Annotated in this window: 23 protein-coding genes; 10 read left to right on the top strand and 13 right to left on the bottom strand. The window is 59.9% G+C overall.

Annotated elements, in window-relative coordinates:
• Positions 1-23: 23 nt before the first annotated feature.
• The 4 genes from JNM28_09925 to JNM28_09910 form a co-directional block, all read right to left on the bottom strand.
• The gene (locus JNM28_09925) at positions 24-1,364 is read right to left on the bottom strand and encodes a ComEC/Rec2 family competence protein (protein MBL8068756.1); all 1,341 of its coding nucleotides are present in this window, start codon (positions 1,362-1,364) and stop codon (positions 24-26) included.
• A 13-nt stretch (positions 1,365-1,377) separates the two neighbouring features.
• A complete protein-coding gene (locus tag JNM28_09920; protein MBL8068755.1) occupies positions 1,378-1,683 on the bottom strand; it encodes a DUF721 domain-containing protein in 306 nt (101 codons plus the stop codon).
• Positions 1,680-2,783 (bottom strand): DNA replication/repair protein RecF, encoded by a 1,104-nt coding sequence (locus tag JNM28_09915; GenBank protein ID MBL8068754.1) that lies wholly within the window; start codon positions 2,781-2,783, stop codon positions 1,680-1,682. The genes JNM28_09920 and JNM28_09915 overlap by 4 nt, the downstream gene beginning before the upstream one ends.
• Before the next feature lie 213 nt (positions 2,784-2,996).
• Positions 2,997-3,743: an RDD family protein gene (locus JNM28_09910; protein MBL8068753.1), complete on the bottom strand. Its 747-nt coding sequence runs from the start codon at positions 3,741-3,743 to the stop codon at positions 2,997-2,999.
• A gap of 21 nt (positions 3,744-3,764) precedes the next feature.
• On the opposite strand from JNM28_09910, the gene JNM28_09905 reads away from it, so the two are divergent.
• The gene (locus tag JNM28_09905; GenBank protein MBL8068752.1) at positions 3,765-5,081 is read left to right on the top strand and encodes a DUF58 domain-containing protein; all 1,317 of its coding nucleotides are present in this window, start codon (positions 3,765-3,767) and stop codon (positions 5,079-5,081) included.
• Here JNM28_09905 and JNM28_09900 read toward each other — a convergent pair.
• Positions 5,078-6,349, bottom strand: coding sequence for a hypothetical protein (locus JNM28_09900; protein ID MBL8068751.1), 1,272 nt, complete (start codon positions 6,347-6,349; stop codon positions 5,078-5,080). The two genes, JNM28_09905 and JNM28_09900, sit on opposite strands and share 4 nt — an antisense overlap.
• Before the next feature lie 85 nt (positions 6,350-6,434).
• Here JNM28_09900 and JNM28_09895 point away from each other — a divergent pair, with 85 nt between their 5' ends.
• The gene (locus tag JNM28_09895) at positions 6,435-8,156 is read left to right on the top strand and encodes a long-chain fatty acid--CoA ligase (protein MBL8068750.1); all 1,722 of its coding nucleotides are present in this window, start codon (positions 6,435-6,437) and stop codon (positions 8,154-8,156) included.
• Here the strand turns inward: JNM28_09895 and JNM28_09890 are convergent, their stop codons facing one another.
• Positions 8,157-8,738 (bottom strand): riboflavin synthase, encoded by a 582-nt coding sequence (locus tag JNM28_09890; GenBank protein MBL8068749.1) that lies wholly within the window; start codon positions 8,736-8,738, stop codon positions 8,157-8,159.
• Between the two features lie 112 nt (positions 8,739-8,850).
• On the opposite strand from JNM28_09890, the gene rpoN reads away from it, so the two are divergent.
• Positions 8,851-10,236, top strand: coding sequence for an RNA polymerase factor sigma-54 (rpoN, locus tag JNM28_09885; GenBank protein ID MBL8068748.1), 1,386 nt, complete (start codon positions 8,851-8,853; stop codon positions 10,234-10,236).
• 15 nt (positions 10,237-10,251) lie between these two features.
• Here the strand turns inward: rpoN and JNM28_09880 are convergent, their stop codons facing one another.
• The 3 genes from JNM28_09880 to JNM28_09870 are packed head-to-tail and all read right to left on the bottom strand — an operon-like array spanning position 10,252 to position 12,745.
• Positions 10,252-11,232: a ketoacyl-ACP synthase III gene (locus tag JNM28_09880; protein MBL8068747.1), complete on the bottom strand. Its 981-nt coding sequence runs from the start codon at positions 11,230-11,232 to the stop codon at positions 10,252-10,254.
• Entirely contained in the window at positions 11,229-12,227 is a 999-nt protein-coding gene (plsX, locus tag JNM28_09875) for a phosphate acyltransferase PlsX (protein MBL8068746.1), read from the bottom strand. The genes JNM28_09880 and plsX overlap by 4 nt, the downstream gene beginning before the upstream one ends.
• Positions 12,224-12,745, bottom strand: a complete 522-nt coding sequence (locus JNM28_09870; GenBank protein MBL8068745.1) for a DUF177 domain-containing protein — start codon at positions 12,743-12,745, stop codon at positions 12,224-12,226. The genes plsX and JNM28_09870 overlap by 4 nt, the downstream gene beginning before the upstream one ends.
• Before the next feature lie 161 nt (positions 12,746-12,906).
• On the opposite strand from JNM28_09870, the gene JNM28_09865 reads away from it, so the two are divergent.
• The 5 genes from JNM28_09865 to JNM28_09845 all read left to right on the top strand — a co-directional run bounded on the left by JNM28_09865 (position 12,907) and on the right by JNM28_09845 (position 17,584).
• Positions 12,907-13,779, top strand: a complete 873-nt coding sequence (locus JNM28_09865) for an HDOD domain-containing protein (GenBank protein MBL8068744.1) — start codon at positions 12,907-12,909, stop codon at positions 13,777-13,779.
• A 152-nt stretch (positions 13,780-13,931) separates the two neighbouring features.
• Positions 13,932-15,230, top strand: a complete 1,299-nt coding sequence (locus JNM28_09860; GenBank protein MBL8068743.1) for a hypothetical protein — start codon at positions 13,932-13,934, stop codon at positions 15,228-15,230.
• A 10-nt stretch (positions 15,231-15,240) separates the two neighbouring features.
• Positions 15,241-16,674: a proteasome accessory factor PafA2 family protein gene (locus tag JNM28_09855; protein MBL8068742.1), complete on the top strand. Its 1,434-nt coding sequence runs from the start codon at positions 15,241-15,243 to the stop codon at positions 16,672-16,674.
• Positions 16,671-16,853: a ubiquitin-like protein UBact gene (locus JNM28_09850; GenBank protein ID MBL8068741.1), complete on the top strand. Its 183-nt coding sequence runs from the start codon at positions 16,671-16,673 to the stop codon at positions 16,851-16,853. Before JNM28_09855 ends, JNM28_09850 begins: the two co-directional genes overlap by 4 nt.
• Positions 16,850-17,584: a proteasome subunit alpha gene (locus JNM28_09845; protein MBL8068740.1), complete on the top strand. Its 735-nt coding sequence runs from the start codon at positions 16,850-16,852 to the stop codon at positions 17,582-17,584. Before JNM28_09850 ends, JNM28_09845 begins: the two co-directional genes overlap by 4 nt.
• 61 nt (positions 17,585-17,645) lie before the next feature.
• On the opposite strand, the gene JNM28_09840 is transcribed toward JNM28_09845, so the two are convergent.
• On the bottom strand, positions 17,646-18,155 hold the full coding sequence (locus JNM28_09840) for a hypothetical protein (GenBank protein MBL8068739.1): 510 nt from the start codon (positions 18,153-18,155) through the stop codon (positions 17,646-17,648).
• A 114-nt stretch (positions 18,156-18,269) separates the two neighbouring features.
• Between JNM28_09840 and glyS the strand changes: the two genes are divergently transcribed.
• The gene (gene glyS / locus JNM28_09835) at positions 18,270-20,255 is read left to right on the top strand and encodes a glycine--tRNA ligase subunit beta (GenBank protein ID MBL8068738.1); all 1,986 of its coding nucleotides are present in this window, start codon (positions 18,270-18,272) and stop codon (positions 20,253-20,255) included.
• Here the strand turns inward: glyS and JNM28_09830 are convergent.
• The 3 genes from JNM28_09830 to JNM28_09820 are packed head-to-tail and all read right to left on the bottom strand — an operon-like array spanning position 20,248 to position 22,944.
• Positions 20,248-20,802 (bottom strand): isochorismatase family protein, encoded by a 555-nt coding sequence (locus tag JNM28_09830; GenBank protein ID MBL8068737.1) that lies wholly within the window; start codon positions 20,800-20,802, stop codon positions 20,248-20,250. The two genes, glyS and JNM28_09830, sit on opposite strands and share 8 nt — an antisense overlap.
• A 1-nt stretch (position 20,803) precedes the next feature.
• The gene (fahA, locus tag JNM28_09825; protein ID MBL8068736.1) at positions 20,804-22,045 is read right to left on the bottom strand and encodes a fumarylacetoacetase; all 1,242 of its coding nucleotides are present in this window, start codon (positions 22,043-22,045) and stop codon (positions 20,804-20,806) included.
• Positions 22,042-22,944, bottom strand: a complete 903-nt coding sequence (locus tag JNM28_09820) for a hypothetical protein (protein MBL8068735.1) — start codon at positions 22,942-22,944, stop codon at positions 22,042-22,044. Before JNM28_09820 ends, fahA begins: the two co-directional genes overlap by 4 nt.
• A gap of 103 nt (positions 22,945-23,047) precedes the next feature.
• On the opposite strand from JNM28_09820, the gene JNM28_09815 reads away from it, so the two are divergent.
• Positions 23,048-23,614 carry a response regulator gene (locus JNM28_09815; GenBank protein MBL8068734.1) on the top strand — a complete coding sequence of 189 codons (567 nt, stop codon included), beginning with the start codon at positions 23,048-23,050 and terminating at the stop codon, positions 23,612-23,614.
• The last annotated feature ends 7 nt before the right edge of the window (positions 23,615-23,621 follow it).

The raw sequence follows: 23,621 nt of genomic DNA, 5'->3' as shown, positions 1-23,621 counted from the left end.
TCAGAATGCCGAGGAGTGCTAGGCTAATCCACCGCATAGCGACCCCAAGCCAGCACCAAGATTCCATAAAGACAGCAGAGGCCAACGACCGAATAGGGCGGTACCGGCACCGTCGATCCCGGTAGGCGGCCCATAGTGTCCACCAAGTCCATGGTCAAGGCCGCAAACGGTTCAATTGCCTTAAATAACGCTCCACCGATAGGTGGGACCAGCACGGTGCTGATCCATGCGACAAGAGAGGCTACAACCAAAAATCCGACGAGTGGCCCGGCGATGAGGTTCCCGGCTAATCCAAGGATGCTAATTTCACCGAAGACATATCCGGTGAGTGGGAACACCGCGGCAGTGGAGGCAAGGGTGGGAACGGTGACCCGCAACGTGGGGCCCCATTCCCGCCATCGCGGCCTGGTCACCACCATCACAAGCCCGAGCGTTGCCGCTACCGAGAGGTGGAACCCCAAATCGGCAATGGAAGCCGGGGCCCAGGCGAGCGTGGCCAATCCCGCCAACGATACGGCGGTCAGCCCATCCGCCTCCCGACGGAACAAGTAGGCCGAAAGCGCAACTACCGCCATCAACACAGCCCTCACAATGGGTGGCTTGAATCCAGCGGCCACGGCAAAAAGGGCTAGAACCGCAAACACGGCGGCCAACTGCACCACGCGCGGAATCGGCAACAAGGAGGCCAGCCAAAGCAGTGCGCCGGCGACGATCGCCACGTGGAAGCCGCTTGCGCTCAACAAGTGGACAACTCCAAAACGCCGAAAGGCCTCCCAGTCGTCCAAATTCAAGCCAGCGGTTTGGTTGAAACACACTCCCTTGACAAGCGCGGCAGAACGTGGCGTCAAGTGCGATTCCACGATAGTCCGGAAACTTTCCGATGCCATCAGGCCCCAGTGCCACCAGGGCGGGCCGGTTGCGATGGCCACAACCGACTTGGCGCGGATCATCCCTTGTGCTCCCCCGCTATAGCCAGAGGCCTCTCCCAGGGGGCCTAGTTCTCCAGAAACCCGGATCTGGTCGCCCAATGTGAACAGGGGGGCGGGCGGCGCGGAGAGGCGGTACCGGACGCCTTGGGATTCAACGAGGCAGCCAACCCCATCCGCATATCGGTCGGGCACGCTGGCAACCGTCACAATACCGTTAAAGGCAAACGTCTCAAACCAGCCGCTGGGCGCGGGCGGTTTCAAGAAACAACCTGCGGCCAGCGAAAGCGCGGCAAATGCAGAGATCTTCCAGTTACGAAGCCAAAGGACGAAGAGAGCAAACAAGACGGCGGGCCAAACGCCGAATGTGAAAGAAAGCCCAGCCGAAAACCCCAAGAAGGCCACAAGCAGCGGCCGGTTGAGGAACTGCGCGCGCACGGGGATTTGATCCCTATCCCAACATTTCCGGCTTGCGGGCCCGGTGGAGCACCCGAACCTCTCGGAAAAGCGGTTCGCCGGCGATTTCGTTCATTTTGTCAACGATGACCCCCTGGGCCATCCGGATCTCTTGCGACCAGGCCGATCCGCTGGTTTCGACCCACAAAACGCCGTGGTCGTAGCGGTCGGGCGACGAGTGGTCGGCCAGCATGTCGCCGACGGCGACTCGCCACTGCCTCATGGCCAAACTCGCCCTCGCCGCATTGGGCACGTCGGAATCGGCAAATGCCGTCCCCAGTACTTCCGAAAGCCGCCTCATACCTCCCTCACACACCCCGATTCTACAGAAAACAGCTTTGCATGTCCAAGCAAGCTTTCCCCAGCTTGTCCACTTTCGGTGCAGGTGACAAAAACCTGTCCTCCGGCCCCCATTGCAGATTCAACAAGCCGGTGCCGACGGCCTTCATCCAGGTCGCTGAAGATGTCGTCGAGCAACAAGACCGGTGGAAAACCCAACGTTTCTTGGGCTGCGCTTTGCACGGCCAACTTGAGCGAGATGACGGCTGTCCGTTGTTGTCCCTGACTGCCAAACTGCCTCGCCGGACGTCCGTCGATCAAGATGTCCAGGTCGTCCCGGTGGGGTCCAAACAGGCTGGCTCCTCGGGCGATTTCGCGGTTTCGGGCCGTGGCGTAAAGATCGGCGAGATCCCCCGGTTCTTTCACGGCATAGCCGACTTCCAACACTTCCCCCAACCCCATAAAGGCGTGGGTTTGGGCGGCAACGGGCCGGATGGCCTCCACCCACCTCATCCGGTAACTGCGCATCTGGCTGCCCGCAGATGCCATCTGAGCCTCCCAACCTTCAAACAGTTCGTTGGGCACAAACCGCTCGTGTGCGGTTTTCAGCAGGGCGTTCCGTTGCTGCAAGGCCCGTTTGTAAACCCCAAAGGCCTTGAGGTAACCGGGATAGATTTGGCTGATTTCGGTATCCAGCATCAAGCGGCGGAACGCAGGGTCGCCCGTTGCCAAGGCCAGGTCGCCAGACCAAAAACAGACGGCGGGCATCCGCCCGATCAGGTCGCTGGCCCGGGGCAGGGCAATGCCGTTGATGGAAGCCTTCTTGCGTTTACCTGCCGCCAGTTCCACTGCAATCGCCGTGGTTCCGGGTTCGATTTCGCCTTTGACGGTGGCCCCATCGGCCCCTTCTTGGATGGCTTCGACATCGCGCGTCCCCCGCAACACCTGGCTGGAGGAGAGGAGGTACACGGCTTCCAAAAGGCTTGTTTTGCCTTGGGCATTCTGGCCGGCCAAAATGTTGAACCGGGGCGAAAACGCCAACCCCGCGGGCTGAAGGTTCCGGTAGTGCGAAACCTCAATTCCCCGGAGCCAGACCGGCTCTTTCCCACCGACGCTTTTCATTAATCATCCAAGGTGATTCTAAAAGAATCAGTAGTTGTTAGGCTTTGAATTTGGTGGATAAACACGTTGGGGCTACCCGACGCCGAAGCTGGTTGGAGTTCAAAAACCGCCCGAGATGGCAACAGGGGAAATTGGTGGAAATCCATCGTGAAACCCGGGGGTTTTTCCTCAGTCCTGGGAAAGGCCCATGATTCCCCCGGATTTCCCCCGATTTCACACAAGGTTTTTCAAGCGGCCAAATTTCATGACGACTGCCTCCATTTGGTAGATCGGGTGGACATTGGCCAGGGGGGCGATCGCATGTTTTTCCCGGAACGGCTCCCAAATCGAGGCGATGCTTTTGTGCTGCTCGGTGTAGGGCAGGTTGGGGAACCGGTCGCAGAGCCTTTTGATGGCGTGGTACTCGGGCAGCGACATCCCGGCAAGGTCACCAACCGAGTATTCCAAAGGGTGGATGCCAACTTTGTAAGGCGCCAATGCGAACCCTTGCGGGACGTCGTTGACTTTGACGACCACCGTTCCCGCGATCAAGTCGCCGAGCCTTTGGGATTTTTCGTTGAGGAACATGGTCACAAACCCCACGCCGTAAAAAATTGGCAACAGATCGGCAATCCTCAGGATGTTGCGCAAAAAGGATCCCCGCCAGCTGAGGGGCGTCCCGTCGGCCATGAGCACCCGGATGTTCATTGCGCGTTTACCGAGGGTTTGGCCACGCCACGCGGCTTCGCAAACGATGAAATACACAAATCCGGCGAAGGAGACGAAAAGCCCGATGAACAGGTTTGCGAGGCCTTGCCCGACGGCGACTGCGGCAATCACACCGGCGGTGAGGGCGAAGAAGTACATGAGAAACACGATGATCAGGTCGATGACCTGGGCGACGATACGGGCCCCGTAGCCGGCATGTTGGTACGAGATCACCACCTTTTCCGGCGTGAGAACCAAGTACCGGTCGTTCACGAGTAACATCGTACCTCTGGCATGGCGACGATCCTCCCGACCCCCCGGCTCTGGCTGGTGCTGGCCTTGGGCATCCCCCTGGCGTTGGGTGGGGCTGTCATCCCCGGTCTGGAACGGTTCGTCTTTTTCTTCGATGTCGGGCTGCTCACCGTTTGGTACTTGACGGGTCGGCAGGCCCGGACATGGGAGGTTGCCCGCGTGACCCGTGTAACCGATCCGGTGCTGTCAGTCCGGGTGAAGAACGTGGTGACGCTGGAGATCGAAAATCTCAGCGGATCGTCCATGACGGTCGCCATCCGGGATGAGCCCCCCGAAAACTGCCATGCCGAAGGGAATGAGTTCCGCATCTTCCTGCCCCGACGCGAGCGGCTCAAGAAGAAATACGCCCTCACGCCCACCAGCCGGGGCGAGTGGGAATTCCGGGGCTTGTTCATCCGCTATCCCGCGTTGCTGGGGTTGGCGCAGGTTCAAAAAATGATCCTGCCACCAACTCCGGTTCGGGTCTATCCCAATGTCAAAGCGATCGAGGAATTTGAACTCCTCAAACAAACGGGCCACTTGAACCACCTGGGGATGCGGCAGTCGCGGCAAAAAGGGTTGGGGATGGAATTCGAATCCCTCCGCGACTATAACGAAGACGATTTCCGGAAGATCGACTGGAAAGCCAGCGCCCGCCGCGGGAAACTCGTCGTCCGCAATTTCGAACAAGAGACTAACCAAGGCGTGGTGGTGTGTGTGGATGTGGGTCGCCACATGTTGGGCGAAGTCGAAGGTGTCCGCAAGCTCGACCACTGCCTGGACGCCGCCTTGTTGTTTTTACATTCGGCCGAACGCGCCGGCGACCAGGTGGGGCTGCTCACCTTCAACGACCGGGTGGAGAGCTATATCGCCCCTCGCCGGGGGAAGACCCAAGTCGCCCGCATTTTGGAATCGCTTTACGATGCCCAAGCCGAGCCGGTGCAGCCGAATTACATCGAAGCGTTCAGTTTTTTGGCGTCCCGGTGGAAGAAAAGGTCGCTTGTTGTTGTGTTCACCGATGCCGAAAATGTTGACCAGGCGGGGATGCTGACCGTGGCCCTCAGCCAAATCCGCCGCCGGCATCTGGTGTATGTCGTCCGGGTTAGCGACCCGAAGTTGCGGGAATTCCTGGCCGCCGACATCGACGGGGAGCGTGAGTTGTTCGACCAATCTGCCGCGCTCTGGTACATCGGCGACAGGAAAAGGGCGGAAGCCGCCCTGCGAGGGGCTGGGCTCAATAGCCTGGAAGCGGAGCCTCAAAACCTTGCCAAAGAGTTGGTGACCGCCTACTTGCGGGTCAAGCGGCTCAGCCTGATTTAGTAGGTAGCTGAGGGCCCATAGGCATAGGCTCCGGGGTGTCGGATCACAATCCCCAACGCCAGGCCGGCTCTCAGGAAATCCCGCGTGGCCAATGCGTTCTCAATCCTGGCTTGCGCCGATCCTTGGTGGTCGCCATGGCCTTCTTTGTCGCATGAGCCCGGCAGTTCCCCGCTGAGTTGGACGAACTGGATTCCCAGCCGGCGCCACGTGAGCAAGGCGTTTTGTCGCCAATGGATCCCGGCAAAACTTTGCCAGCAAACGGGAGAGTCCGCCCCGGCTGTCCTGTCCTTCGGCTCAGCCGGGATTTGACCGAGGTCGGATTCAGTGCCGGCAGCGACCTTTGCTTTTTTCGCCATGGCGACGAACGCCCCGACCGCTTCGATGTCTTCTGCGGTTGGGGCCGACCAGGCGATCCCTGCCGACAGCGGCACCAGGACGGCATCGTATCCTGCTTTGGCCGCTTGCTTCACTTCGGATTCCGAGGCTGGCCAGGCGGTCAGGGTTTTAGCTTTCAGGGCATTCCATGGGCAAAGTGATTCGGCGGTGCGTCGGCGGGTGCCGTCTACCCACCGGCCCTGGGGGTCGAGGCTGTACCAGGCATCGGGGAGCTCGATAACCCGTCCGGGCCGGATCACCCAGTGGAGCATTTGACTCCTGAAGACCTCTCCGGGCCATTGCCCTCCTCCATCCATTTGGTCGATAGAGATGGCGTAGGGCGACCCGTTGCGAATGGTGAGGGTTTGGTTGAGGACAGGTTCCCGGTCCACCATTTGGTATCGCAACTCCACGATGAGGTCAGGCATTTCAGGGTGGTTCCAGGTGAATTTGACCCCCATGCCACGGGGGGGCCAAACGAAGGCGGGCCCTGGTGTTTCCCGGATGTCGAACGGCTTGGCAAACAAAGTTCCTTGGGCGGTCATCGGTCTCAACGGGTTTTCGGCCGTGCCCAGCGCACAGGCCACCCCATTGAGGGTGATGATGGGCATTGGCAGGTCGGCTACCGTTTGCCCAGTAGACCGCACGGAAAACGATTCGATCCGACCGAATGGTTGGACCAATGCCTGGACTTGGACAATGCCGTTATCAATGAACGCCTGACCCGGTTTGGCGCCTCGGTAAACCTTGGCCAGCGATTTGGCCTTGAGGCTGTCGGAATCGGCCAGGGCGATGGTTGGCGACTCGCTGATGGGGGGGAAGAGGTCAAACGCTTTGATGAGCCGTCCATCCACGGTCTGGGCAATCGCCAAAGCGGTCAAAAGTCCGGTCATTGCTCTAATTGGACGCCCGGGCCCGTAACAATGTGCGAATCGTAGCGTGTTGACGGCGATGCCCCGTAAACTGGAACACCAAGAAATGCCGCCCAAAGAACCCGCCCCCTCGCTCGCCGCGCAACTGGAGTTGTCGGTCGGAAGTTGGCCAGACCTGGTCAGCCACATGGTGCCGGATGGCAAAGGGTTCAAATCCTACACGTTCCGCGAATTCCACGGGCTTGTCTTTGAAAGGGCAAAGGCGTTGGCCGCCCTCGGGGCGGAACGGGGTGACCGGGTGGCGATTGTCGGGGAAACGTCGTTTGAATGGGCCCTGGCAGACTGGGCCTGCCAAATGCTGGGCGTGGCCAGCGTTCCGATTTACCCGACCCTCCCGCCGGATCAGGCCCAATACATCGCTAAAGATTCCGGAGCCAAGTTCGCCCTGTGCAGCGATACCCGGCAGGCGGCCAAGTTCCCTGATTTGCCGACTTACACATGGAGGCCCGGAGACGGCGACAACTATGCCGATTATGCCCTGGGGTCTCCGTTGACTCGGGAGGATGTCTCTCGTTTGGCGGCACAGATCCAGCCCGACGATTTGGCCACTTTGATTTACACCAGCGGAACAACGGGCCAACCGAAAGGGGCGATGATCAGCCACCGCAACATCACGTGGATGAATTTCAATGTTCCCAACACGCTGCCGGTGGGAGTGGGCGACCGGTTCTTGAGTTGGCTTCCCCTCGCCCATGTTTTTGAGCGGTATGCGGGCCATTTCTTGCCGGTTTCGATCGGGGCAACGGTGGCATATTCCAACGGGATCGCCTCGCTGGCCAGCGATATGGCAAAGGTCCACCCCACAATCGTTCTGTGCGTCCCGCGCTTTTTGAACAGCTTGCGCGCCAAGGTCTTGGATGGCGTTGCAAAAAAGAAGCCGTTTGAGCAAAAGCTGTTCCATCTGGCCTTATCCCAGGGTTTGGCTAGGTTCCAGGGGAAGTTCGCCCCGCTGGCCGGATTGCTGGACAAGGTGGTGTGCGCAAAGATCAGGGAGCGAACGGGGGGGAGCCTCCGCTTTTTCGTGAGCGGGGGCGCGGCCCTGCCGCCGGCGACCAACGAGTTTTTCAACGCCCTTAACATCCCCGTATTGCAGGGTTACGGGCTCACGGAGACCACGGCGGCCAGCAGCCTGAATTCACCCGACGACAACCGGCCGCACACCGTCGGCGCACCGATCCGGGGAGTCGAAATCAAAATCGCCAGCGACGGCGAAATTTTGATCAAGGGTGACTCGGTGATGTCGGGCTATTTCAACCTGCCGGATGCGACCAAAGAGGCGATCGATTCTGAAGGGTGGTTCCACACGGGCGACATCGGCGAGTTCGAAGGCACCCACTTGCGGATCACCGATCGGAAGAAGGACCTGCTAGTTTTGGGCAACGGCAAAAACGTCGCTCCCCAGCCGGTCGAAAACCGATTGAAGGAGAGTGAATTCATTGCCGAGGCGATGCTGCTCGGCGACGGGCAAGAGCACTGCACGGCCCTCATCATCCCCGAATTTGAGCGCGTGCAAGGGTGGCTCAAAGCTAAAGGGGTCGATGAGCCCGACACATCGAAAATCGTCGAACGGGATGACGTCCGGGATCTGATCCGGAAAGAAGTGGAGGCCGCCAACAAAACATTGGCCGACTTTGAGCGGGTTCGCCGGCATGTTTTGGTGCCGCAGGCCTTCAGCGTCGATGGCGGTGAACTGACCCCCAGCCTCAAAGTCCGGCGGAAGGTCGTCAAAGACAAATACGCCGACTTGATCCAATCCCTCGAAAAGTGATCAGCGCGCCCAGGCAGAGATCAATTTTTCGACATGCTTGGCCAGGGCATCGAATTCGATGTTAACCGGGTCGCCAGGTTGGAGCGAACCCAGAGTCGTCTCGGCAAAGGTGTGGGGGATCACCGCCACCCGGAACCGGCCGTTTTTTGGCTGGATCACGGTTAATGAGACCCCATCTACCGCGACGGATCCCTTGTCGACGAGGTAGCGGTCGCCATCGGCCCCGCATTCGAACTCGAAATCCCAACCGCCCTTCTGCCGGGTAATGGCAACCACTGAACCGACCCGGTCAACGTGGCCCTGGACGATATGCCCCCCGAACCGGTCGACCGGCCGCATGGCCCGTTCGATGTTGACCGGATGCCCGGGCGCAAGGCGGCCGAGCGTCGTTCGGGAGTCGGTCTCGCCGCTGACATCGAATTCCATCCCCGCCGAGAGCCCTGTCAAGGTCAGGCAAACACCGTTGACGGCGATGCTTTCGCCGATCACCCAATCTTCGACCCCTTCAGGGGCGGAGACCGTCAACCGAGATCCGTTGCGGGCGACCACGGATGACCGGGATTGGACGAGGCCTGTAAACATGCTCAGATTCTAGCGGCGGGAGGGGCATGCCAATCGGGCCGGTTGGCAAGAAACCTGGCAATCCTTGGGATGACCGGCGGCCCGGCGAGCTCCAACCATCAACTCAAGAACGATGAACAACGGATTGAGGCAAAATACGCGCGCCGGGCTGGGACAGCACCAGCGCGTTGACCCCAAGGTGGTGCTGGGGAGCCACATGTTGCAGCTCTCGGGCCAAGAGCTGGAGCAAATGATCCAATCCGAGTTGATGGAAAACCCGGCGCTCGACCGGCTCGATGATTTCGAAGACGTGGTCGGGATCGATGAAATCCTGAAATCGGTGGCTCCGCAAGAACTCAAACCGGGGAGCAGCGACCGAGAGTTGTTGCGCAGCATGCCCAACGACACACCGGATGTCGATTGGCTGGATCTGACGGTGAGTGATGATTCGTTGTGGGATCACTTGTTGGCGCAGATGCGGGTCCGCCTGGAAGAAGGGCACCTAGATCTGGCTACTTACTTCGTGGGGTCGGTTAACGACCGGGGATATTTGACCTGCACGGTCGAGGATGCCGCCCTCGATTGCGGGACCAGTTTGGAGGAGGCGCAATTCGTGCTCGACGCGCTCCGTTCCTGCGAACCGGCGGGGGTGGGGGCCTTAGACCTCCGCGACTGCCTGACATTGCAATTGCGCGAGGCCCAAACCGAAACCGAACGTCTGGCTAGGATCATTCTCAAGCGGAATTGGGAGCAACTTGTTGCCCGGGACAAAAAATCGATCTGCAAAAAATACAATTTGGATCCCGAACTCGCCGAAGCGGCGTTCGAGGTCATCACGGGGCTCAACCCGTTCCCCGGCGAGAGTTTTAGCCGGCAATCGTTCGCCAACTCTTCCAAGCACAAAACGGTCTCGGCCCAACCGGATGTGGTGATCACGTTGGAAGAAGCGGGTTACCTGATCGAAGTCCCCGGGCCATCTCCTGTGCACCTCCGGGTGAACCCAGCCTACGAAAAGCGTCGGGCCGAGCTCAAAAAGAAGCGCGGGTTGGATCCCGCCGAAAGCCGACATGTCAACGAATTTGTGGATCGGGCCCAACGGTTTTTAGATGCCCTGACCCAGCGCCGGCAACAGTTGGCTCGGATCGGTAAATACCTGGTTGAGCACCAGGGCGGGTTTGTCCGGACTGGGGAATACCGGTTCTTGAAGCCCCTGACCCGGTCGCAGGTTGCGGCCGACCTGGGCGTGCACGAAAGCACGGTCAGCCGGGCGACCGCCGGCAAATTCGTGCAGATCGTCAACGGCGACACCGTGAGCTTCGAGGTGTTCTTCAAACCGGCTCTCCGGGTTCAAAAAATGATCGAAGAGATCTTGGAAAGCGAGAACCCGTCAAGCCCGCTCAGCGATGAGCGGATTGCCCAGATGCTGGAAGAAAAAGGGGTTTCGGTGGCGCGCCGGACGGTGAACAAGTACCGGGACCGCACCAAACTGCTCAGCAGCCGGTTGCGGAAGTCGGGGTAAGCCCCGGCGCCAGCCTTACCAGCGGATCAGGTTTGCGCCCCACACCAATCCCGCGCCAAAGCCGACGGTGAGAACTACGTCGCCGGGCTTGAGCCTGCCGCCTCGTTCGGCCTCATAGAGGGCCAACGGGATCGAGCCAGCCGAGGTGTTGCCGTATTTTTCAATGTTCAAAAAAACCTTGTCCGGGTCGAGGCCGATACGTTTGGCCGCGCTGTCGATGATGCGGACGTTGGCTTGGTGGGGGACGAATAGGTCAACATCGGCGGCCGTCATCCCCGCCTTTTCCAACACTTTGAAACAGGCGTCGCCGAGCGCGGTGACGGCGAACCGGTATGTTTCGTTCCCGTTCATGTAGAGGTAGGGGGAATCCACCTGTTCGATCTGCATGAACGGCGGGTATTTGGTTTTGCCGCTCAACATGCTGATGTGCGGCCCTCCCGCGCCGTCGCTGAACAAAACCGTCGCAATGACCCCGCGGTCCGTGCCTTCGGCGGCGGAGACGACGGCGGCCCCAGCCGCATCGCCGAACAAGACACAGGTCGACCGATCGGTCCAATCCAGGTATTTGGTTAGGGTGTCCACGCCGACGACGAGGATGTGTTTGGCAAGGCCGGACCGGATTTGGCCGTCGGCGAGGTGCAAGCTGTAGATGAAGCCGGCGCAGGCCGCCCCGATGTCGAACGCCCCGCATGTCGCCCCGATCTCGTTTTGAACCCGGCAGGCAGCACTGGGGAAGATGAAGTCGGCACTCACGGTGGCGACAATGACCATGTCCAGGTCGGCCCCGGTGATCCCCGCGGCGGCGAGGGCTTCTTTGGAAGCGGCCACGGCCAAATCAGAACAGAGTTCGTCCGGGGCACAGATTCGGCGTTCGCGGATCCCCGTGCGCGAAAAGATCCATTCGTCGTTGGTGTCGACGATTTTTTCCAAATCGAAGTTGGTGAGGATTTTCGCCGGGATCCCATGCCCGGTTCCGGTGACCACCGCTCTAGTCATTCAAATTGTGTCCCTGTCAGCTGGGCGGCGACCCTATCCCGAGTTGCGCCGACCACATCCGATTCCACACACTTGGCCGCATTGAGCAAGGCGTTGTGGATGGCTTTGGCGTTGCTGCGTCCGTGGCTAATGATACACACCCCGTTCAACCCCAACAGGGGCGACCCGCCATATTCCGCGTAATCCATTTTGTCGCGCAATGGCCGGAGGGCGCCCCGCATGGGCAAAAACAGCAGCTTTTGCGGCCCATCGGGGATGGCGTTGCGGATTTCGTCCATGATGAATTCGGCAACCCCTTCGCAGGCTTTGAGCAGGATGTTCCCGACGAAGGCGTCGCAAACCACGACGTCCACATTTTTGCGGAAGATGTCTTTGCCTTCGATGTTCCCGGCAAACCAGTCCTGCCCGGCCAGCAGCTTGTGGGCTTCTTTGGCAAAGGCGTTGCCCTTGGCGGGCTCTTCCCCAATATTGAGGAGGTGGACGGTGGGGTTTTGGCGCTGGAGGACTTGCTCTAGGTAGGCGCGGCCCATGATGGCGAATTCGACTATGTGCTCGGGATCGACATCGGGCGATGCCCCGGCATCCAAAAGCAGGAACCGCCCGGTTTGGGAAGGGAAAACCGTGGCGATGGCGGGACGGTGGATGCCTTCGATCTGCCGCCAGGCGAGCAGGGCGGCTGCCGTGCAGGCACCCGTGTTCCCGGCCGAAACCATCGCTTGCGCCTTTCCATCCTTGACCATTTGAGCGCAGACGCTGATGGAAGAGTCCTTCTTTTGGCGCAGGGCGGTGGTCGGCGTTTCATCCATGCCAATGACCTGGGTTGCAGGGACGACCGAGATGTTGGCTGGGCACCCGGCCGGCAAGTACCGCTCGATTTCGGCAGGGATCCCGACGAGCAGGATTTCGCCCTTGATTTGCGTAGCGGCGGTCAGGGCCCCGGCGACGATCGGTTCGGGGGCGTAATCCCCTCCCATCGCGTCAAGGGCGATTTTCAATCCGCATCGCTCCGGTACTGTTCGAGTGCTTGCATAGCGGGGTGTCCCCCAGTGGCGCTCCGAGTGGTAGGTGCTGCATTGGGGCAAGGTGTGTCCCAACTCCCCGAGCAAAGGGGCTGAGTTGGCAAGTTCAGGATTAGGCCCTGTCGAGCATATTTATCAAAGATGAGCCCGTTTTTATCGAACACGGGGTCGGCTTCGTCGCTCACCACTTCGGCGTACCCGTCGGAGGCGTAGCAGCTGGGGACACCTTCCACGGCGAAGTCGTCTTCCATGCCGAATTCGAGGGAGTATTCCAGCGGCTCGCCACACCGGGCGCATTCCACCACTGCCCTCGTTTTGAGGTGTGCGGAAACCAAAAGGGCGTTCCCCGTGCTTACGGCCTCGATTTCCCCGGAGAGGGGTTCCAACAGATCGATGTCCGCCTCATCCGGGAGGACCGTTTCGACGGCAAAGGCCAACCGTTTGCCCGGGTTTTGAACCGCCTCGTTCAAATCGATCAGCCCGTGGCGTTTCATGCGCAGAAGTTTACCAATCTCACTGGGGGTGTGTTGGCGGGCGGGCCCGCGTCCCGGACATCTTCAATATTGTTGATTTCGCAACAACCTCTAACGGTGCCGGATTGGGCAGCAAACCATGATCAGTGGGGGAGGCGATATTCAAGCCCGGTAGAGCAGAGATGAAGAGGGATTCGGCGACAAGGGACAAGCAAGCAGACTCGGGACTGCGCAATGCGGTGTTCAAATCCCTGAGCCATAAATGTGTTGCCGGGGCGGCTTCAAAGCTTTCTTCGATCGTCAACAACGACCAAATCTCACCTGTTCTGATTACGCGGCTGGCCGTGACAACTCCAGAATTCGAGGCGAACATCCGGACGGGCATCTGTTCGGGAACATATTGTCCAGAGCCCATAGACATTGCGGATTTGCGCCAGGCTTTTGCTATGTTCGACCAGGCGACAACGTGGGAGATCGTTGTGGCCGCGGGTTTGGAAACGGTGGTCAGGCCTTTGTTGGAAACGACCGACATTGATATCCGGGAGTTCATGCGGCATGCGATGGCGACTTCGGCGGGTTGTGGAGTGGTGGCCGAATCGCTGAATCTTCCCCGGGCGATGTTCGTTGCTTCGGGTTTGTTCCACAACATCGGTTTGGCCGTCATGGCCCACGCGCACCCGGAAAAGTATTTGTCGGCCCAGTTGGCCCTCCAAGGTTCCGCGACGACGCTGGAAGACTGGGAGTACGGTGAGTTTGGGTTCACGCATGAAGATGCGGGGGCAATGTTCTTGGCAGCGTGCACGATGCCGGACGCCGTCTGGTCCAGCGCGGGGACGCACCATTCGCCAGAGCCGACAAGCGACTTGTTGGTGGCTTCGGTGCGGGTTTGTGCCAACGTTGCCCACCAGGTGGGTTGCACTGTGGGTTTTGCTAATGCCTGCGGTCCAATCCACCCGTCTTTGATCCCCGACATCGGGCTCTCTGAAGCAGACCTTGGCCGGATGGCCGAGCGGATGGGCCAAGCGGCTCTGACGGCGGCAAATATCGCCGCCTAGCTGGTCCCGGCCAGTTTTTTAGCGACTTTCTGAACGAAGGCGGGCATTCGCATCGTCCTTTGGTGTACGCTCTGGCAACGAGCGCATGGTGGTCGTGAGGGTGCCGTGTGCCAGCGTCAGCAACTGTGAGTGAGCGAATGCAGGATTTTGCGATGAAGAAGGGTTGGATCCTATTCTTGGCCGGTGCGATTGTCGCGGGCTGTGCCGGCGGGATCGGCGACCAAGCCAGCACAACCGGGGGCGTGACCACCGGGACGACGACAGGGACGACGACCGGTTCGACGACCGGTGGCCCCGTTCGATCGGTTCCCCAAGTCAACATGCCGTCCGATCAGGCCGATGTGCGCGTGGCCTACCTTTCCGGCCAAGGGCGCCGGGTACCGGGATCCCTTTACTGCCAAGCTAGCCAGATCCGTTTGCGTCTAGGCTCTACTGATATCATCCCGACCGAATTCAGCGGCTCCACCGATGGGGTCAACCTCCAACTGGACGGGTACACGACGAACAAATTCGGATTCGCCCAATCGTTGAACGGTTCATCCGGCAAGGACTACCAAGTCCTTTCGATGAACATCACCAAGATGCTTGAAGAGCAACCGGATGGGACGTTGAACCTGTTGTTCAACGGTTCGTTCGGCATCCCGGATGTCCCGGTCAATGTCCCTGTCCGGCCCGGCCGCCAAACCACGGTTCAAGTTTATTTGAACAACGCTGCACTGGGGTTTGACAACCTGTTCCTGAGCCCGACCTTCGACCAAGCCCAATTTGACTTGGAAAACGGGTTGACCGGATCCAACCGGATCGACGGATTTTTGAGCGACATGGTGTCATTCGACATCTCCAACGTGGCAAGCCGGCCAAACATGAGCTCTGGGGGCACTGCCGACAAATTCATGCTGACCGGCGATTCGATGGGGATTGGGCGTCAATCCGGCTTCGATGGTTCGTTCGACCTCTTCAGCCCCAACTTCGTTGAATCGGGCGTGTTGACCAACCCGGTCATTCTGCCTGACGGGACTGCCCCGGGGACATACAACGTCCTGGAGCCGAACCCGGCGGTCATTCCTCCGGCCATTGTGCGCATCGTCGCCCTCCAGGGGACATGGCGCAACGTCACCGATGTCGTCAACAATCTCGGCGATTCTGGAATCCTGATCTTCCCCACGACGCGAGCTGGCCAGCCGGATATGGCTGTCGCCTATGTCCGGTCCGGCGGTGTGATCACCGGTTTGTGGTTCGGGGATGCGACAATCACATCTAGCGGGGGAAGCGTCAACCTGTGGCCCGTGGATCAGGCTGGGATCGATGCCGGCAGCCGCACTGGTGGCTTCACCGGCACGTTCAGCAACTTGACCAAGGTGGGATCCAAAGTCATCGACGGTGACTTCTCCTTGACGGGCGCCCCTGCGGCGCTTCCGGCAACCGGCACGTTCGCGGTTTACGCCCTGTAACGACGCCAGCGTGACCCTCAGCGGTATCGACACCGAGTACGGTTTCACCGTTGAGGGCCACGGCGTCCAATCTCAAGCTGATGACAGCATCGCCCTCGTCCGGGCTCTGCCGGATGGGGGCGTTCCATTTTGGGATTACCGTGACGAAAACCCGAGGCGGGACATGCGGGGGTTCCAGGTGGATCGCCTGGCGGTAGACCAAGCCGATGCGCAATACGATGTTGGGCGGGCGAGGCCCGGCGGTGCCGAAGAGCGGTCTGACCGTGTTTTGGCGGCCGGCTCCCGGTTTTACAACGACCACGGGCATCCTGAATATGCCACACCGGAGTGTTGGACGCTCCAAGATCTCATCAACCACGAGCAATGGGGCGACCAGGTGGCCTTGCGGGCGGCAGGGGCTTACGCCGCCTCCATCGGCTCCAAAGTCAAGCTTTACAAGAACAACACAGATTTCCATGGGGCTTCTTGGGGAACCCACGAAAGCTACTTGGTCCCCCGGGAGATCCCATTCAACAGCCTCGCCAAGGCGTTGATTCCGGTCTTGATCGCTCGGCAAGTTGTGAGCGGGGCCGGCAAGGTCGGCTCTGAATCACGGGGGCCGGTTCGCTTCCAAATCTCGCAACGGGCCGATTTCTTTGTCGAGGCGATGAACGTGGAAACCCTTTCCCGCCGACCGGTGTTCAACACTCGCGACGAACCGCATGCCGAGTTTTCTCAGTGGCGCCGCGTCCACGTGATTTGCGGCGACAGCAACATGCACCCGGGATGCACGCGCCGCAAGGTGGGGCTGGTCAAACTCGCCTTGCAGTTGCTGATCCAGGACGCGGTGCCCAATTGGGAGATCCCCGACCCTGTCCAAGGGTTCCAGTTGGTGAGCCGGGACGCCACGGGGGAAGGGCGAGTGGATTTGGAAGGCCGGAGTTGGACGACTCCCCGCAACATCCTCGAGTCGTATTGCCTGGCGGCTCAGGCGGCTGGATTGGATGATCGCGAGGTGGCCAATGTGGCCGATGAGACTTTGACGTTGCTCGAGGCCCGGCACTCCGACCCCGATTCCTTTTGGCCCCACGTGGATTGGGCCGCCAAATTGTGGCTGCTCGAACAGTTTGCCGCCGATTCTGGGTGGGAGGAATCGCAGATGCAGGCCCTCGATTTGCAATATCACCTACTTGATAAAGGGGAAGGATTGTATTTCGGGCTTTTGGAAAGCGGATGCCTCCAAATCCCCGAAGTGCCATCACCACCCCCGCTTCCCGCGGGTTCTCGGGCGCGGATCAGAGCGGCGGCCGTGCAAAAGCTCCCGGATCAAGTCGAATCGCTCTCTTGGGGCCGGATCAGGTTCAAATCGGGAGAAGAGGTGTTGCTAGACCCTTCGCGGTGGTACACGGCGAGCCCTGAGGACGTAGAATCGGTTGGAGATTTGATTTCTGCCGCAAAGCCATGATCCACGCCGACCGCCAACAATCCCCGCGCCCATCCGAACCCGAACGCAAGCTCGGCGATGACAGTGGGCCCTCCAAGCCGGATATCGGACGTCCCTCGGTGCCGAACGAGCTTCTTAAGCGCATGAAGAACGTTGATCCGGACCAGGCCAAGAAATACCGCCAGCGGTCAGGGGAATGACGGTTTTGCCAACCCGCGACTTTGCCGAATTGGTGGGGTTCCGTCCCCAGCCGGTTCCTGCCGACCATGTCCACGGGACCACGGTCATTGCCATCCGCCACAAGGAAGGCGTTTTGGTGGTGGGGGATCGCCGGGCCACCATGGGCAACCTCATCATGTATGAGGGTGCAGAAAAGATCGAGGTCCTCGATGATTCGACGGTGGTGGCGATCAGCGGGGCCTATGCGCGTTCGCTGGAAGTCTGCCGGTACCTCCGGCATGCTTTTATGTACTACGAGCGGTTGAACCTGTTCGAGATCTCGACGGAGGGCAAGCTCATGGAGATTTCGCGGGCACTGGCCAACAACCTGGAAATCGCGATGCAGGGCGGGGTGTTTTTGCCGATCGCGGCGACTTATGACCGCAAAGCCGATTCATTCGGGGTCTATTTCTTCGATACGGCGGGGGCACGGTTCATGGGGGCCGATTACGCGGCAGCCGGATCGGGATCAGAGCGGATCCGTGGGGTTTTCGAATATGTGGCGCGGACCAAGGGCCATTGGTCGACCCGGGCTCGGGAAGACGTGTTGGTTGATGTTTTGACGATGTTAGAACTAGCTGCAGACATGGACAGTGCGACCGGCGGGGTTCGGCGGCACCTGCCGGTGGTTGCCGAATTGACCCGGGACGGTGTCCGCCGGTATGGCGAAGACGAAATTTTGGCGGCCGTGCAACAAATCCCGGTCGGTTGACCAAAAAGAACCCCCGGTTGCGGGTGCAACCGGGGGCCTTTCCTCAATCCGGATAGCCGGGTTAGAACTTGTAGCCGAGGTAGAAGCCCAGGGCCGTTGCGCGGGCACCGTTGGCCCCGTCGGAGTAGAAGAAGTTGATTTCCCCGAACAGGGCGTCACCCAGTTCGCGGCCGACACCGACCCGTCCGGCCAAAACCGTTTTGGTTGAGGTCAGGTCGACAATCGCGACGCCAGCTCCGATTTGGAAGTAGTCGCGGTGCTCGGGATCCTTGCCGTCAAGATAGAACCGTTGGTTCAACAAGATCGGGAAGGCGTTGCCTTTTGCGCCCGAGCCGGATTTGCCCATCCAGTCAATCGAGAGCATCGTGGTCGCATCTTGCAGCAACCGGATATCGGTAACGAAGTCGGCACCGACGCCGATATAGCTTGCCGCGATGTCGCGCATGGTTGCGTCGACGGGGTAGACGTACCCGAGCCGGAACGAGACGTTGGTCGGGGGTTCGAGGTAGTTCACTTGGGCCGAGCTGATCGCCGCAAGGCCAATCGCTGTCAGCAGAGTCACATGCTTCATGGTTCGCTCTTCCAATCAGGAAAGCCCAAGGGAGTTGGGCGCCCTTATTCTACTGGACTGGACGCCTCAGGATAAACAGTTGCCGCAATTTTGTGTTCGGTACACTCACTTTTGATGCCGGACCTGTTGTTTGAATTGGGATGTGAGGAGATGCCCGCGACCGCGGTGGACCGCGCAACAAAAGACCTTGCCGACTTGGTTTGTGCCCGGCTCGTTGAATCTGGGATTGAATTCGGGGCGGTCCGCCATCTGGGAACCCCGCGCCGCCTGATCTTGGGCATCGACGGCCTCCCGGACCGGCAGCCAGACCGCGAAGAAGAGGTGCGGGGGCCCCGTCTAGAGGCCGCCTACGGGCCGGATGGACAACCGGCAAAGGCCCTAGAGGGGTTTTGCCGGGGCCAAGGAGTTGAGCCAGGCAGCGTTTTCCGGCGCGACGGCTACGTTTGGGCGGTCAAGCAGATCCCGGGTCAATCTGCCGGCTCGCTTTTGTCATCCGTCCTCCCAGATGCCGTCAAATCGCTGAAGTTTGAAAAGACCATGCGCTGGGGGTTGGAAAAAGCCCGATTTGTCCGTCCGGTCCGGTGGATTTTGGCCCGATTGGGTGACGGGTTGGTTGATTTTGAACTGTTCGGCATCCAGTCCGGGCTTTCGTCCAGGGGTCACCGCTTCATGGGGGATGTGTGGTTTGAACCATCAGGTTGGGATAACCACATGGCGTTGCTTCGGTCGCACTTTGTGGAGCCCGACCCTGCCGAAAGACGGAAGAGGATTGTTTCTGAGGCAAAGAGCGTCGCCCGGGGAGAGCCGGATCTTCCGGAGGCGCTCGTGCAGGAAAATGTGCAGCTCACAGAATGGCCCACCGCCCACGAAGGGGTGTTTGCCGAAGAGTTCTTGGAGCTGCCGGAACCGGTCTTGGTGACCGCCATGGCCAAGCACGAACGGTTTTTCCCCGTCCGCGACCGGGGCAAGGTGACAAACCGGTTCGTCTCCATCCGGAACAACGGCAGCGAGTCCTCCGTCCGCGCCGGCAACGAGTGGGTTCTCAATGCCCGGTTCAACGATGCCCGGTTTTTCTACAACGAAGACAAAAAGCGCACGATGGACGACTTTTTGGCGATGACTGGACGGATGCTGTTCCAAGACGGTTTGGGAACCGTCCGCCAGCGGGCAGACCGGTTGGCCAAGCTCAACCAGCAGGTGGATTCACTGTTTGGCGGGGATGACTCCGACTCAGCCCGGTTGGCTGGCCTCTATGCCAAAGCCGACCTCAGCTGCGGCTTGGTCAGCGAGCTCAGTTCTCTGCAAGGTGTCGTCGGGGGCGAATATGCGGCGCGGGAAGGGTTTCCGGAGTTGGTGAGTTTGGCGATCGGTTCCCAATACCAGCTGCCCGATGAGTTCACGCCATCGACCCGCCCGGGTGTGTCGCTTTTGGTTTCCGACCAATTGGATAAATTGGCGGGGTTCCTTGGGTTAGGGATGGTCCCCAAGGGCAGTAGCGACCCGTTTGGCTTGCGGCGTGCCGCCAGCCTGGTGATCCAGGCGGTTAGGCTGAGTGGCCTGCTGGTGGATTTGGATCCCCTTCTATCGCTGTCGTTTGAAACCTATGCTTCGCAAGGGGTGCAGCTCGACGAACCGGCGGCCCGGGCCGCGCTGGCCGACCTGTTCGATGGCCGGTACCGCTCCCTGCTTGCCGATGTCCCCCACGATGTGCATGATGCGGCATCCGCCCCGGGTTCATGGGAACGGCTCCAAAGCCCCAACTCGTACTCAGCCAGAGTGGAGGCCCTGGCCGCCGCCAAGGGGGATCCGGATCTTGTCCAAACGTTCACCCGGCCGCTCAACATCCTCAATGCGGAGAGGGCCAAGGGGCCGATCGAACCAACTGCGTTGCCCCAGGACGCCTTGACCGGCGCCGGCCGCGACCTCCTTCAAGCGGTTGAAACGGGTGGAGACTTGCGTGGCCCGATCCACGCCTTTTTTGAAGCGACAATGGTCAACGACCCAGATCCCGCGATCCGTAGCCGCAACCTGAGCCTCCTTTTATTGGTGGAAGCTGAGCTCCTGAAAACCGGCGATTACACCAAATTGGTGATTAGCTGACGGGATACGATTTGACGATCTGTAGGATGTCGCGGAACTCATCGGTTCCCGCTTCCCCCATCCACTCATAAACCGCGCTCTCCGTGTGGCAAACCCATGCCCCGGCATCGCGGAGCCGCTTGACGGCGAATTTGGTCGCCTCGGCCGAACGGCTTGTCACCGCGTCCATGGCCAAAAAGACTTCATAGCCAATGGCCAGGAGGTCGAGTGCGGTTTGGCAGACGCAAATGTGAGTTTCGCACCCGGCCAACACGATTTGGTTGGCACCGGAATCCCGGAGTTCAACAAGGAAGTCTTCATTGCCGCAGGCAGAAAAGGCCATTTTGGCCAAGGCCGGTTTGCCGATGAGGGCAGCCAGCGATTCTTCGGTTCCTCCCATGCGTTCGGGATATTGCACCGTGTGGTGGACGGGGACGTGCAGGTGGTTGGCACATTCAACCAAGAACTTGACCCGGTTGAGCGTTTTTTCGTAATCGAGGCAGCCTTGCATGAATTTCGGCTGGACGTCGATGACGGCAACAAAAGATTCGTCGGCTCGGAGCTTCATCTCATGCCTCCGCCGGCTTGATGGTGCCCTCGCATTCCCCAAACCCGATGCGGAAACCATCGCCTTGGGCATAGGCGCGCATGGAGATAGAGTCGCCGTCTTCGAGAAATGTCCGGGTTTTGCCGTTGGAAAGCGCCAATGGCTGAGTCCCTTTCCAAGTCAATTCCAGCATGGATCCGTAACTGCCCGGCTCGGGTCCGCTGATTGTCCCGCTGGCATAGAGGTCGCCAAATTCAATGGGTGTGCCGTTGCTGGTTTGGTGGGCAATCTGTTGGGACATGGACCAGTAGAGGTGTTTGGTGTTGCTGGCGCAGATCTGTTCCCCGTTTAGCCACACTTCCAAGGCGATGTCGAAATGCTGGCGGCCCTGTCGCCGCAAATGGGGCAGGACTTCCGGGTCTTGCTCCATGCCCTCGATGCGGAAGGGCTCCAGGGCGTCCATGGTGACCAGCCAAGGCGAAACAGAAGTCCCGAAAGACTTGCTGAGGAACGGGCCGAGGGGTTGGTATTCCCACCGTTGGATATCTCGGGCGCTCCAGTCGTTGACGATGACCATGCCGAGGATATGTTCGTCTGCGGCTTTGCAGGTGATCCGCTTGCCCATGTCGTTCCCCTCTGCAATGTAGAACCCCATTTCCAGTTCAAAGTCCATTTCCAGCGTCGGCCCAAACGATGGGGCCTCTGCGTCGGCGGCTTTTGTTTGGCCTTTGGGCCGCACGATGGGGGTGCCGCTGGCGACTACGCTTGAACTCCTACCGTTGTAGCCGACGGGCAAGTGTCGATAGTTGGGGAGAAGGGCCGGCATATCGGGGCGGAACATCTTTCCGACGTTGCTGGCGTGTTCGATCCCCGAATAGAAGTCGACGAACGATGTCGGCGGGATGGGCACGGCCATTTGCAGCGACTTGCGATCCAAAACGGCTTTTTTGCGCACCTTGGCATTGTCGCGGAGTTCACTGTGCGAGTCGAGGAGGAGTTCATAGAGCCGTTTCCTCAGGGCGGTCAATGATTCCTTGTCCAAACCCAAAAAGCTGTCGAGCCAGGGGAACTCTTCTTCATCGATCATTCCGTGTTCCATCAAGACTGGCAGGTCAAGCGCAAAATCCCCGATGGCACAGACCATTCCGTCCCCCCGGTTTTTGTGGACGGCAACGCCAAACGGGAGGTTTTGGATGGGGAAATCGCTTTCGGGCGACACCTCAATCCAACTCCGGTCGGTCGGCGGGACGATGAACGGCTTCATGCCGTCCAGTATCCCAGCTTTTTGAGCCCGTCCACGGGTTCGGCAATGCTACAACTGCCAAACCCCCCGAACCAGTCTTTGAAAAGCCGGATGGCTTCTTCATCCGCCTGGTGGCCGCGCCAGATCAACATTTCGCCGCCAAGCTCCAGAGCATCGGGGCTTTCCATGGCCAAGATGTCCCCGATCTCCGCTGTGGAGAGGTCGGCGGCAAGGGCAAAAAGCCCGGCCAGGCACACGTTCAAGAACCCATGCCGGTGGACGCTCAACGATTCGTCCCAATGGCGCAAGGGGTCGTGCAGCCCGGCCGTCATCTTGAACGGGATTTCGATGTTGACGGCGGTATGGATGAAGAGGGCGAGCTGTTCAATGCCGGGGAAGGCGTCGGCGGTTGTCCCGCCGGTTCGGGCTTTTGCTCCGAATTCCGGGTTGATGGCCGCCAGTTCGTGGAGGCAATCTTCGAGGCCGCCCGGCCAACCGAGCTCCACATAGGCGTCGTCGACGAGATCGAGTATGCCGCTGCGGTCCAGGGCTTTGATGGATCGCGCGACCCCGCCTTCGCCGTGGTGTCCGATCCGGACTTCGTAGGCCCCGAATTCAAGGTTGGCGCACCCTTCCATGCGCTGGATGTCCCGTTCAAAGCTGGCGAGTGCCTTGTCGGGGGATTCGACGGGGTTCCCGATGACGGAGACGGCTAATCCGTCGACCCCTTTCCTTCTGGCGAGGGCATCAAGTTCGGCAAGTTTGTTGCTCGGACAGACGAAAAGGTCGGCCAACCACGCAACATCGGTGGGCAGGGATTGGAACTCGCCAAAGGCGTCTTCCAGCCCAAGCTGGGCCGGGGGGAAGAGGCCGGCATAGTCGATCACCCCGTCGAGCAGTTGGCCCAGCAGCGGATTCACGCTGGGGAGTTTATCCCGAGAGGTGGGGGAATTTTGGTATCTTTCATCAACCTCCATTGCGCCACGATGCGGTGTCGTCCCGATTGGGGGTCAAGGAAACACGATGCGTGTACTCATTGCGGATGACGATCCGATTATCCGTTTGGACTTGCGGCAAATGCTCGAAACCCTTGGCTACCAGGTGGTGGCCGAGGCGGAAGACGGCTTAGCGGCCGTTTCGCTGACGAAGAGCGAATCCCCCGATGTCTGCCTTCTCGATGTGAAAATGCCCTCGCTGGACGGCATCGATGCGGCCGGCCAAATCGCCGAAGAAGGCCTTGCCCCCACCGTCTTGCTGACCGCCTACAGCGATTCGGAATTAATCGAACGGGCCAAGGAGGCGGGGGTCTTCGGATATTTGGTCAAGCCGTTCAAACCCAGCGACCTCGGCCCGGCCATCGAAGTCGCCCGGTCACGGTTTGAAAGCAACCAAATCCTTAACCGGGAGATTTCCGACTTGACAGAACGGCTCGAAGCGAGGCGCGCCATTGAAAAAGCCAAAGGCATCCTGATGAAGGATCAAGGCCTGGACGAATCGGAGGCTTACCGGCGGATCCAGACCCAGTCCATGAATGCCCGCAAATCCATGCGCGAGGTCGCCGAGGCGATCATCCTGGCCAGCGAAGTCTGATCCCTGG

Source organism: Armatimonadota bacterium, from assembly GCA_016789105.1.
Lineage (GTDB): Bacteria > Armatimonadota > Fimbriimonadia > Fimbriimonadales > Fimbriimonadaceae > UphvI-Ar2.
This window is presented reverse-complemented; position numbering and strand designations above follow the sequence as displayed.